Source organism: Sphingomonas sp. 66-10, assembly GCF_001897045.1.
Classification (GTDB): Bacteria; Pseudomonadota; Alphaproteobacteria; order Sphingomonadales; family Sphingomonadaceae; genus Sphingomonas; species Sphingomonas lycopersici.
The window spans coordinates 452,040-464,540 of sequence record NZ_MKRR01000133.1; the positions used below are offsets into that span (position 1 = coordinate 452,040).

Here is a 12,501-nt window from a genome sequence, read left to right on the forward strand (position 1 = left end):
CCGGCGTCACGCTCGACAGTGCGCGCGGATCGAAGGTCAGGCGCACCTCCTGATGCTCGCCAGCGCCGAGGTGAACCCGGCTGAAGCCGCGCAGCGCACGCACCGGCATTCCGGGCGCGTCGGGGAAGCTGAGATAGGCCTGCACCACTTCGTCGCCGGCGACCTTCCCGGTGTTGCGCACATCGACTTTGGCCTCGAGCATGTCCCCCGCATTCAAGGCCGATGCGGAAAGCGTGATCGGGGAATAAGCAAAGCGAGTGTAGCTGAGGCCGTGGCCGAAGGGGAAAAGCGGCTTGCCGGTGAAATAGCGATAGGTCCGGCCGGCCATTCCATATTCGCGGAACGGCGGTAACTGATCGGCGCTGGCATAGAAAGTGACCGGCAGCCGCCCGGAGGGATTGTTCGCGCCGGACAGGGTCTGCGCGATCGCGGTGCCGCCTTCCTGCCCCGGATACCAGGCTTCGACGATCGCATCGGCATTGGCCGCGGCCCAATTCACCGACAAGGCCGACCCGTTCATCAGCACGACGACGAGCGGCTTGCCCGTCGCCTTCACCGCCTTCAGCACCTCTTCCTCCTGCGCCGGGAGATCGAGGCTCGAACGGTCGCCGCCGATGAACCCGGGCAGGTTGACCGGCATCTCCTCGCCTTCCAGCGCGGAGGTGATACCGACGACGCCGATCACGATATCCGCGCCGCGCGCCGCCGCCACGGCTTTCGCCAGCGCATCGGCGCGCACCTCGTTCCAGACGAACCGCGGCAGGAACAGACCGCCCGTCTGCTCGATCTTCACCGCGTGCCGCTCGCCGCGGCGCAGCGCCATCGCGGTCAGATTGGGGCCGCGCTGGTCGGAATCATTGTCGGCGATCAATTTGCCGTCGATCCACAGCCGGCCGCGCCCCTCCAGCCCGACGCGGTAGGAGGCATCGGCCGGCGCGGTGATGAACCCGGTCCAGCGCGTCGACGTTTCGGTCGCGCCGGTCAGCGGGTTGGAGGTATTGCGCTCGAACGAGAGCCCCGCATCGGTCTGGGTCAGCGCCGGCGCGCCGTTGAACGTCGCGTTGCGCCAATATTCGCCGCGCAGCCCCGCCTGCCCGTCCGGCGTCGCCAGCAGGTTCGCCGGCACCGGCTCGGGCACGCGCAGGAAATCGGTGCCGGGTTCGTAGACGATCTGCGCGTCGGGGAATTCGGCACGCAGCCCGTCGAGCGCGGTTACCGGCTTCACCGGGCGACCGTGATAATTGCCCAGCAGCGCATCGACCTGATCCGCCAGCGGCCCCACCACCGCGATGCGCCTCACTCGCGCGCGCGCGATCGGGAGCACGCCCTCATTCTTGAGCAGCACCATCGAATCGCGCGAAAGCTTGAGCGCCAGCGCGCGATGAGCATCCGAGTTGAGCGCCGTATCGGGAATCTGCGCATAAGGCACCTGGGCCGGCGGATCGAACAGCCCCAGCTTCATCCGCGCCGTGAACAGCCGGCGCAGCGAGGCATCGACCGCGCTCTGCGGCAGGAGCCCGCTCTTCATCGCGTCCAGATAGCGATCATAATCCCAGGTCGGGCCGACGCCGCGACCGAATTGCGAGCAATCATTGTCGACGCCGAGCTTCATCGACACCGCCGCCGCTTCCGCCATCGTGCCGACCGCGTGATGCCCGCGCTGGATATCGGCCACGGCGTCGCAATCCGATACGACGTGCCCCTTGAAACCCCAGGCGCCGCGCAGCCGGTCGGTGAGCAGCAGATCGCTGGCGCAGGCCGGGTGGCCGTTGATCGAATTATAGGCGCACATGACGGATTCGACCTTTCCGTCGACCACCAGCGCGCGGAAGGCGGGAAGATAGGTATCTTCGAGGTCATAGGCGCTGACGGTGATATTATCGCTGTGCCGGGTCGGCTCCGGCCCGCTATGGACCGCATAATGTTTCGCCGTGGCCGAGACGCGATAGTAACGCGGATCCTCGCCCTGCATCCCCTTGACGAAGGCGACCCCCATTTGCGCGGTCAGATAGGGGTCTTCCCCATAGGTTTCCTGCCCGCGACCCCAACGCGGATCGCGGAAAATGTTGATGTTGGGGGACCAGAAGGTCAGCCCCTGCATGATATGATGCGGCTTGCCGCTCCGCTCGACCTGGTTCCAGCGCACGCGGCCTTCCTCGCCGATCGCGACCCCCATGTCCTTGATCGTCGCGGGATCGAACGTCGCGGCAAGCCCGATCGGCTCGGGAAAGACGGTGGCATAGCCGTTGTTCGCAACGCCGTGGAGCGCCTCGCTCCACCAATTATATTCCGGGATATCGAGCCGCGGGATCGCCCGCGCCTCATTGACCAATTGCGACGCCTTTTCTTCGGGCGTCAGCCGCGAGACGAGATCGTCGACCCGCCGTTCGACGGGCAGCGAGGTATCGCGAAACGGCAGTTGCTCCGGCTTTTCCGTCGCGCCCGTCGCCAGCGCGGCAACGGGAAGACCAAGCAGCAGCGGAAGCAACATTGCCATGTCGAGAAGCCTTTTTTGAATGTCCGAAGAGGAAGCGGCGTTGCGAAGGTCAGAACTTTATGCGCGCGCCGATCGAGACGAGCCGGCCCAGCGGATTGGAGACGAACCCGTTATACCCCCATGCGCCGCCGAGAATGCCGTTGGTGTTACCATTATAGAAGGGCGGATTGGCGTCCAACAGATTCTGGACGTCGACGAACAATTGCCAGCCACGCGTGAAGTTTTCGCCGCCGAATTCATATTGGGCATGCAGATCGAAGGTATTCCCGGCGGCGACCCGATCCCCGCCGCCGGTGGGGTTGCCGGCGCTGTCGACCGTGATCGGCGCGACCGATGTCGAGATCCAGTTGCGATAGGGGCCGACGTGATTCCAGAAGAGATCGAGCGAGATCCCGTCGAGCGCCCATCCGAGTTGGGCGCGGTTCTTGAACTGGACCGACGGGAAGGTGGTGTTATAGCCCGAGGTGTTCAAAATACTGAAGTCGGTTCCGCCGCCGAAATTCTGCCGGAACTTCGTGAAATAGGTAAATGCGGTGCCGATCGTCACGCGCCCGATATTGCCGAGATCGCTCGAATAGGTGAATTGCCCGTCGACCCCCTCCACAACGAGATTGAGCGCGTTCCGCGAACTCTGGTCGATCAGATAATAGACATTCGGCGGCACCGAACCCGAAATGGTCGCGCCATTGGCGATATTGGCGAAGCTGTCGATCTGCGCCTGGGTGCAGCTCGACGGGCACAATGTGAGCAGGTTGCGCAACCCGGCCGAATTGACGATCGCGCTCGGGCTCGGCGAGGAGACGCCGCCGATGAAAGTATTGTGGAAGAACGTTCCCGCGACGACCAGCCCCGGCAGAAACTGCGGGGTGAAATCCACGCCGATCGACCAGCTCCGCCCTTTCTGCGGCACTTCGTTGGTGAAGCCACCGCCGAGCTGGCGGCGCAGGCCCGTATTGCCCTGCCCGATCTGGCAGACCGCGACCGACATCGTGCAGGGATTGTTGGTATTGGCGGCAACCGCGCCGGGGATGTTGACCACCGACGGATAATTGGCGGTCGGCACGCTGATGACGCCGTTGGTGCCGATACTGCCCGAGGCATAGAGATAACCCTGGGTCGGATCGCCGATCACCCCGATCGGCGGCGCGACGAAAGACTTGGACCAATTGCCGCGGACCTTGAGGCCGCGGATGATTTCCCATGTCGCGGCGAATTTCGGGTTGGTCGTATCGCCCACGTCGCTGAAGCTGTCATAGCGCACCGCCGCACTGAGATCGACGCGATAGGCCAGCGGCACGTCCATCTCCGGGGAGATTACCGGGATATAGGCTTCGGCATAGACGGACTTGATCTTGCGGCTGTAATTATAGACCCGGAAATTCGATCCGGTGGTCGTCGGGCCGGTATTGTTCGATCCGGTGATCTTCTGCGTCTGGCTTTGCCAATAATATTCGCCGCCCATCGCGACCTTCAGCGGCCCGGCGGGGAGGTCGAAGAGCGATCCCTGGACGTTGAGGCGGATCTGGTTGAAGGTATTGTAGTTCGTATTCTCGCTGTTCGCGCGGTAAAGACTGCGCAGCACCGCCGGTGAGGTGCGGTTGCTGCCGACCGGATTCCATACGTCGAGCGCATTGGCGGTCGTCAGCGGCAGATTGAGCGCGATGACATTCTGGCCCGCAATATCGGACGCGGTCGTACTGCCGCTCGATTGCGCGGTCCCGTTGAGCGCCAGCATCGCGCAGGCGGTGCAAAAGCCGTTGATCGTATTGAGCGCCGATCGGTTCCAGCCGAAGGCGTCGCTGAGCGTGACCGTCCAGTTGCTGTTGATCTTATAGTCGGCAACGGCGGTCGTGTAGATCACGTCCGACTGCGATTCGACTTCGCCATAATTGCCGTCCGGCGTGGTCGCGAGCCAGGTGATGCTCTGCTGCGTCGCGTTGGGGGCGCCCGCGGGCGCGATGAAGAAGGGATTGATCTGCCCGCCCTTGCCCGAATTGGGTCCGAACGCCGCCGCGTTGGTCAGGTTGCCGGGGCCGTTGGGAGAATGGGTCTTCTGCCGATTATAGTTCAGCATATAGGTGACGGTGAGCTTGTCGGAAAAGTCGTTCACCACCTTCATCATGACGTTGCCGCGCCCCTGGCCGGGCACCAGAGTATTATAGATCGAGGTATTGCATGGGGCATTGGCCTGGGTGTTGGCGACCGTGCCGGTCGCGCCGGGCGAAAGGAACACCCCGGACGGAACGGTGCCCGATGAAACCCCCGTCACCTGGATCGTCGCCGGGCTGCACTGGAAACTATTGTTGTTCGATCCGCCGACCCCGCGATAGTCGCCGAGGCTCGAGAAGCTGCGATAGCGGTTGAGCAATGTCGATTGTTCGGTCCAGGCGCCGGCGACATAGACCCCGCCGGTGCCCCAGGTCTTGCCCCAGATGAGACTGCCGCTCTTGCTTCGGTAATGGTCGGCCCAGCCATATTGGAAATTCGCGTCGAGGCCGTCGAAGGTGCGGCGGGTAATGAAGTTCACGACGCCAGCCACCGCATCCGATCCGTAGACCGACGAGGCGCCGTCGGCGAGCACCTCGACCCGCTGGATCGCGCTCACCGGAATGATGTTCGGATCGGTCTGGCTGAACTGCGTGCCGCCGCCGGGCAGGCGCAATCCGTCGACGATGACGAGCGTGGTGTTCGACGACGACCCCGCAAGGCTGTGGATCTGCGGAGAATAGTAGGAGTAAGCATTCTCGCCCTGCGCGAGCGATCCGGCGGTCGAGAGCGCCGGAACGGTGTTGACCAGCTGCGACAGATTGACCGGCGCGGTCTTTTCGATCGCCTCAAGGCCCACCGAAACGAGGTTGGAGCCGATCGGGGCGACGCCGCGGATCGCGGTCCCCGTGACGACGATGTCCTGCGCGCCCGGCGCGTCATTGGAGACGACGGGCGCGGGGTTGGCGGGGCGATCGGTCTCCGCCTCGGGCGCAGTTTGCGCCACGGCAGGAGGCGCGGAACCCGCCTGCGACGTCTGGGCTTGAGCATTCGCTGCCGACATCAGCGCAGCCGCCAGCGCGGCCGCGGACACACCACGGCCTACCGATTTCGCCTCTCGCATCCTACTCCCCTCAGATTATGATTGGATCATATCGTATATGATTCGCTTTCTTATGGCGTTGTTCCCGACGGGTCAATATTTGTCGGAGAATTGGCGAATGGGGCGGGGAGCGCCGGCGGGAAGAGCGCTGGGGAACCCGGAATCGGACTTCGCTCGTAGACGAAGCCAAATCTTTGCGATCATCCAGTCTGCGCCGGGAAAACGCGCTAGAACGGCGCGCGTTTGATCGGGATCACGGCAAAGCGTCCCATGTGTCCCCGCGAAGGCGGCAGCCCAGTCTGGGTCCCCGCCTTCGCGGGGACACATGGAAGAGCGTACCACCCCGGCGAAGGGGCACCCCGCAAAGTATTACTTTGCGGGGACCCCGAAGGCCGGGGTCCAGCATCGGGCCGGTCGTAACTGGACCCCGGCCTGCGCCGGGGTGGAATCATACGTTACGCTCGACGCTCCAAATCCGCTGGTCCACGGGAAAATGCCCCCCCCCGCTCACCCCACGGGATCGGTCAGAACAACCCGCCGCATAATCCTGCGAAGTTCGCTATCCAGCTGCCCGCGCTCTTCCTCGGAAAGATCGCTCAGCCAGTCCTCGTACATTCTGCCGCGTTCTTCGCGAACCGCGGCGTAGATCCGTTTACCCTCATCGGTCAGCGAGATGAGGCTGCTCTTGCGATTGCGCGGATTGGGTTCGCGCTGGACGAGGTGACGCCGCTCCAGCACGCCGACCGCGCGGCTGACCTCGGCGCGATCGACGAAGGCGGCCTCGGCGATCTCGCTCGCGCTGCATCGCCCCATCAGCTCGACATGCGAGATCACGCGCCATTCGGCGAGCGTCATCGACGCCTTTTCGCGGACATGCTGCGAGGTCGCGCGGTCGATCATCTTGGCGAGCAGCAGGATGCGATAGGGAAGATGGCTTCGCCCGAACAGCCGCCACCGCCGCTCGGAGGCATGAAGTATCGGATCGTCGCCCGACGGGGAACCCATATCCATTCCTCGCAAATAACCGATGCGAATCCTCTTGTCATGCCCAGGTTGTAGATATATCAACAACTCAAGATGGTGATTAATCAATAACTCACCGAACCGAGGAGAGGATCGCGTTGGCCGCCCCCCATCCCTTTGCGCCGCGTTGCGAATTTGCGTTCACCATTTCCATCGAGCTGGTGGGGCTGCGCTGGGTGGAGCCCTCCGTTCTCGGCAACACCCGTGCGGCGATCTACGCCGCCAGCGGCACCGTCGCGGGGCCGCGACTCAACGGCAAGGTCATCCCGATGTCCGGCGGCGACTTTCCGCTGCAGCGCCCGAACGGCGTCATCGATTTCGACGCGCGCTACATGCTGGAGGCCGATGACGGCGCGGTGATCTACATGCAGAATCGCGGCTATCGCTGGGCGCGGAGCCCGGAAATCGCCGAGCGCATGGCCGCCAACGAGGATGTCGCCTTCGACGATTATTATATGCGCGTCTCGCCGCGCTTCGAGGCGCCGGCCGGTCCGCACGAGTGGATGAGCCAGCATCTTTTCGTCGGCGTTGCGGAAAAAGTCCCCAATGCCAACCGCATCCATTATTTCGTGGTGCTGTGAGATGCCCGCGGCATCAGCGGCACCCGTCATGCGCGCTGGCGTCGATCCTCACGCCGCGCCCAACAAGCCGCCCTTGCCGCCGGCCGATTATGCGGTGCGCCGCGAAGCGGGGCTGGTGATCGAGCGCAACGTCGCCATTCCGTTGCGCGACGGCGTCCGTATCCTTGCCGATATCTACCGCCCGGAGGGCGCACGCGGCACGGCCGATCTGCCGGTGCTGCTGTCGTGGAGCCCCTATGGCAAGCACGCGCAGTCGAACCGGGTTTTCTGGCCGCATTCCGGCGTCGATCCCGATTGGCTCTCGCCGCTGACCCCGTTCGAAGGCGCCGATCCGGTGAGATGGGGAGCGCTCGGTTACGCGCTCGCGGTCGTCGATCCGCGCGGCGCGTGGCTGTCCGAAGGCGACTTTCACCACAATGGCGCCGTCGAGGCACAGGATTGCGCCGATGTGATCGACTGGCTCGCCGACCAGCGCTGGTCGAACGGCAAGGTCGGGATGACCGGCGTTTCCTATCTCGCCGCGATCCAGTTCTGGGTCGCCGCGCTCAACCCGCCGGCGCTTGCCGCGATCAATCCGTGGGAAGGGTTCACCGACTGGTATCGCGAGTTCGCCTATCACGGCGGGATATTGGAAACCGGCTTCCTGCCGCGCGCATCCGACAATATCCGCTACTCGCTCAACCGCACCGAGGACACCTGGGCGAATGCGCAGGCGCATCCCCTGATCGACGCCTTCTGGCGCTCGAAGGAGATCGATCTTGCCGCCATCCGCACCCCGGCCTGGGTGGTGGCGAGCTGGTCCGATCAGGGGTTGCACACCCGCGGCACGCTCGAGGCGTTCAAGGCGATGTCGAGCCCGCAGAAATGGCTCGACGTGCACGGCCAGAAGAAATGGGCGCATTATTACCGGCCCGAAAGCCAGGCGAAGCGCGAGGCGTACTTCGGCCACTTCCTCAAAGGCCGCCAGACGACCCTCGCCGCCTGGCCCGCGGTGCGGATCGAGGTGCGCGATCGACACGGGGAGGCCGAGCTTCGTGACGAGGAGGAATGGCCGATCGCGCGCACCGTCGCGACCCCGTTCTGGCTCGATACCGACGGCAAGCTCACCGCGCAGCGCCCGACGGCGGGGGCGAGCATCGCTTATGATGCGGCCGCAGGCGAGGCGAATTTCGACCATCGCTTCGAGCAGGACACCGAACTGACCGGCCACGCCAAGCTTCGCCTCTGGGTCGAGGCGGACGGCGCGGACGATATCGACCTGTTCGTCGCCCTCCGGAAACTCGACGCCGAAGGCCAGCCGGTCGGCCAGACCTTTTATGCCTTTTACGAGGACGGGCCGGTCGCGCTCGGCTGGCTGCGCGCGAGCCATCGCGCGATCGATCCGGACCGGAGCGACGCGCTCCAGCCGTTCCACACGCACGAGCGCGAGGAGATGCTGGCCCCCGGCGAGATCGTCCCGGTCGAGATCGAGCTCTGGCCCTCCTCCACCTCGTTCCGCGCCGGGGAGACGCTGCGCGTCACGATCATGGGCCGCGACATTTACGCCGAAGGCCTGCCGTTCCTGCCCTTCGCGCGCCACGAACGGACACGCAACGCCGGCCGCCACATCATCCATTTCGGCGGGGCGCATGACTCGCACCTGCTGGCGCCGGTGATCCCGGCACGAAAGGGTTGAGCGATGAATTCCCCCCTGCCCGATCCTTCGGCGGACCTCGCGCTCCATTACGAACATGCGTTCGACATCCGCATCAATTTCGACAAGCGCTGGGTGTGGCCCACCGCCGGCGGCGCATCGATCGGCTACACCTCGGTCGGCACCGGCTGCACCGTCTCCGGACCGCGCCTCAACGGCAGGCTGGTCGATCATAGCGGCGCCGACTGGCCGATCGTCCGCGCCGACGGCGTCGTTGAGCTCAATGCCCATTATGTGATCGAGACCGATGACGGCGCGCATATCTATATCCGCAATCAGGGTTATGTGCATGGGCCGTTACGCGCGCCGACCGATCCCGAGGATGCGCCGTCGATCCCGCGCTATTTTCGCTGCACCCCCTATTTCCGCGCGCCGACCGGCAAATATGACTGGCTGAACCGCACGGTCATCATCGGCGTCGGCGCGCGCCGGCCGCAGCTCGCCCCCGGCGATCCGCCGGACCATTCGCTGTTCCGTTACTATGCGGTGCGCTGAAACCGCGCACCGCGCCGCACCTTGGCGCCGCGCCGCGGGCGAGACCCGCCGGCGCCCGCCGATCACAGACAAAAGCCTCACGTCACAAGAGGCTGTTCAGGAGGAGGGATGCATGAAGGCCAGAGATTTTAGCGCGGCGCGCAGGGCGACGCGACGTTCGTTGATGGTGACCGCCGCGCTTGTGGGAAGCATCGCAGCGAGCGCGCCCGCCTTCGCCGCGGACCAGACGACCGAACCGGGCCCCCCCGCGGCGCAGGACGTCGCCCCCGCCGGCCAGCCACCGGCCGATCAATCCGCCGATCAGCCGCGCGACATCGTCGTCACCGGTTCGCGCTTGTCGGCCGCGGGGTTCAATACCCCCACCCCGGTCACCACGCTCGGCGCCGAGCGCCTGACCAAGATGGGAACGACCAACATCGGCGAAGCGCTCGCCACGCTTCCCTCGTTCCGCGCCTCGTCGTCGCCGTCCAATTCGGTGGTCGGCTCGAATATCAGCCCGGTCAACGCGGGCGCGCGCATCGCCGACCTGCGCGGTCTGGGGCAGGCACGGACGCTGGTTCTGGTCGACAGTCAGCGCTTCTCGCCCAGCACCTCGACCGGCACCGTCGATCTCAACCTCATCCCCACGCTGTTGATCGAGCGCGTCGACGTCGTCACCGGCGGCGCATCGGCCGCTTATGGCTCGGACGCGGTTTCCGGGGTGATCAACATCATCCTCAACAAGCGTTTCGAAGGGGTGAAGACCAACGCCGAATTCGGGATCAGCGATCGCGGGGATGGCAAGAATTATGTCGCGCAGATCGTCGCCGGCACCAGCTTCGCCGACGGGCGCGGGCATGTCGTGTTCGGCGGCGAATATGACAAGGATGAGGGCGTCGGCGGATGCTATACGCGCACGTTCTGCTCCAACGAGGTCGGCAATCTGACCCAGGCGGCGGGGCTCAACGGCCGCCCCGCCAACAATATCGCCTATAATGTCCACACCGCGACATTGACTCCCGGCGGGCTGATTACCGCCACCGTCAATGCCGCGGGCGTGCGCACCGCGGCGAAGGGCGGCGTGCTCGGCGGAATCCAGTTCGACGCCAGCGGCAACCCGACCAGCTTCACCTACGGCCAGAATGCCGGGGCATTGTTCATGGAAGGCGGCACCGGCCGCGGGCTCAACAGCTTCTTCGGCGATCCGGCACTGTCGATCCCGGTGACGCGGTACAATGGCTATGGCCATTTCGAATATGAGGCATCGGATGCGTTCACCGGCTTCGCCGATGTCAGCTACGGCCATGTCACCGGCTATACGAGCGGGCCCGAAGTCCGCGACGCCGGCTTTCCCGGCAACGGCAGCCTGATCAAGATCGACAATCCGTTCCTGCCCGCCGCGACCCGCGCGACGATGCAGGCGAACGGCATCACCGGGCTGGTCATCGGCAAGCTCGGCACCGATTTCGGCCAGATCAACAGCGTGTCGACGCGCGACACCTATCGCATGGTCGCGGGCGCCAGCGGAAAGATCGACAGCAACTGGAAATGGGACGCCTATGCCCAATATGGCGTCACCGATTATCATCAGTCGACCGTCAATGATCGCATCACCGCGCGTTACGCCAATGCGATCGACGCGGTGACCGATCCCGCGACCGGCAAGCCGATCTGCCGGATCGCGCTGACCAATCCCGCCACCAATTGCGTGCCGCTCAACATCCTCGGCCAGGGGCAATTCTCCGCCGCGGCCAAGGCCTATGCCTTCGGCACCACCAAGCAGCGGACCGAATATACCCAGTTCGTTGCCGCCGGTAATCTCCACGGCACCCTGTTCGACACATGGGCAGGCCCCGCGACGATCGCGACGGGGATCGAGCGGCGGCACGAGACGCTGGCGATCTCGGTCGATCCGATCTCGGCCGCCAACGGCTTCTATGTCTACAATGCCACGCCCGCGAAGGGGAATGTCTCGATCACCGAAGGCTATCTCGAAGCGGGCGTGCCGCTGCTCAAGGATAGCGCGCTCGGCCGAAGCCTCGATCTCAACGGCGCGGTGCGTCGCACCCACTATAATATCGCCAGCCCGACGGTATCGAACAGCTTCGACGCGACGACGTGGAAGGTCGGCGCCACCTATAAGCCGATCGACGAGATCCTGCTTCGCGTTACCGAATCGCAGGACATCCGCGCGCCAAACGCCGCCGAATTGTTCACGACGCCGGTATCCGGCGTGGGCGCGATCGCCGATACCAAGACCGGCACCCAGGTGTTCGCCACCGTCTATACCGGGGGCAATATCAACCTGAAGCCCGAAACCGCCCGCACCTTTACCGCCGGCGTGACGCTGCAACCCAGGGGCGCGCTGAACGGCCTGCGCTTCTCCGTCGACTTCTACAAGATACGCATCCGCGACGCGATCGCGACGCTTGGCGCCCAGGTCATCGTCAACACCTGCAACACCAGCGGCGCGCCCAATATCTGCGGCCTCGTGACCCGCAACGCGAGCGGCATCCTGCAGACCGTCTCGGTGCTTTATCTCAACCTCAACCGGCAGGATCTGAAGGGCCTCGATATCGAGGGCAGCTACCATTTGCCGTTCGGCGGGAGCAATGCGCTCGATCTGCGCGCGCTCGCCACGCATACCTTCAAGCTGACCAACAGCGCGGTCGTTCTGCCCGGCACCACGACCCCGGTGAACCGTGCGGGGGACAATGGGCTGAACGGCATCCCCTCCTGGGTGGTGGACGGGTTCGCCTCGCTGACGCTCAACCGTATGACCCTCAACCTGCAGGGCCATTTCATTTCGGCGGGCAAATATGACGCCTCTTTGGTCGGCCCCGAAGATCCCGGTTACAGCGTGACCGCGGTCAACAGCATCAACACCAACCGCGTCCCTTCGCGCTTCTACACCAATATCGGCGCGAGCTTCGATCTGATGAAGGCGGGCAATCGCAACCTGCAGATCTACGCCAATGTCACCAATCTGTTCGATGTGATGCCGCCGCCGCTTTGGAACGGCAACAACAATTCGGTCTATTACGACGTGATCGGCCGCCGTTACCGAATGGGCGTGCGATACGCTTTTTAACCTCCCCCCTCCCCGGCCCCGGCCATGCCGCCGGGGCCGGGATTTTTCGGCCTC

At 64.6% G+C, this 12,501-nt stretch carries 7 protein-coding genes; 4 read left to right on the top strand and 3 right to left on the bottom strand.

Annotation, left to right across the window (positions count from 1 at the left end; genetic code table 11):
• The 3 genes from BGN95_RS16035 to BGN95_RS16045 form a co-directional block, all read right to left on the bottom strand.
• Nucleotides 1–2,497: glycoside hydrolase family 3 C-terminal domain-containing protein (locus BGN95_RS16035; protein WP_286773296.1), on the bottom strand; the 2,497-nt coding region annotated here is incomplete at its 3' end.
• Between the two features lie 49 nt (nt 2,498–2,546).
• A complete protein-coding gene (locus BGN95_RS16040; RefSeq protein ID WP_286773297.1) occupies nt 2,547–5,489 on the bottom strand; it encodes a TonB-dependent receptor domain-containing protein in 2,943 nt (980 codons plus the stop codon).
• 603 nt (nt 5,490–6,092) lie between these two features.
• Nucleotides 6,093–6,590: a MarR family winged helix-turn-helix transcriptional regulator gene (locus BGN95_RS16045; protein WP_179514346.1), complete on the bottom strand. Its 498-nt coding sequence runs from the start codon at nt 6,588–6,590 to the stop codon at nt 6,093–6,095.
• 116 nt (nt 6,591–6,706) lie between these two features.
• Between BGN95_RS16045 and BGN95_RS16050 the strand changes: the two genes are divergently transcribed.
• The 4 genes from BGN95_RS16050 (at nt 6,707) to BGN95_RS16065 (ending at nt 12,447) form a co-directional block, all read left to right on the top strand.
• Entirely contained in the window at nt 6,707–7,189 is a 483-nt protein-coding gene (locus BGN95_RS16050) for a DUF3237 family protein (RefSeq protein WP_179514347.1), read from the top strand.
• Nucleotides 7,190–7,217: 28 nt separating this feature from the next.
• A complete protein-coding gene (locus BGN95_RS16055; protein ID WP_286773298.1) occupies nt 7,218–8,864 on the top strand; it encodes a CocE/NonD family hydrolase in 1,647 nt (548 codons plus the stop codon).
• Nucleotides 8,865–8,867: 3 nt separating this feature from the next.
• Nucleotides 8,868–9,377 (top strand): DUF3237 domain-containing protein, encoded by a 510-nt coding sequence (locus tag BGN95_RS16060; protein ID WP_265311780.1) that lies wholly within the window; start codon nt 8,868–8,870, stop codon nt 9,375–9,377.
• A 112-nt stretch (nt 9,378–9,489) separates the two neighbouring features.
• The gene (locus BGN95_RS16065; RefSeq protein WP_286773299.1) at nt 9,490–12,447 is read left to right on the top strand and encodes a TonB-dependent receptor domain-containing protein; all 2,958 of its coding nucleotides are present in this window, start codon (nt 9,490–9,492) and stop codon (nt 12,445–12,447) included.
• Nucleotides 12,448–12,501: the final 54 nt, after the last annotated feature.

Coding starts and splice junctions, on each gene's coding strand:
- BGN95_RS16045 (WP_179514346.1), bottom strand. CDS start 6,590: ATGGGTTCCCCGTCGGGCGACGATCCGATACTTCATGCCTCCGAGCGG.
- BGN95_RS16055 (WP_286773298.1), top strand. CDS start 7,218: ATGCGCGCTGGCGTCGATCCTCACGCCGCGCCCAACAAGCCGCCCTTG.
- BGN95_RS16060 (WP_265311780.1), top strand. CDS start 8,868: ATGAATTCCCCCCTGCCCGATCCTTCGGCGGACCTCGCGCTCCATTAC.
- BGN95_RS16065 (WP_286773299.1), top strand. CDS start 9,490: ATGAAGGCCAGAGATTTTAGCGCGGCGCGCAGGGCGACGCGACGTTCG.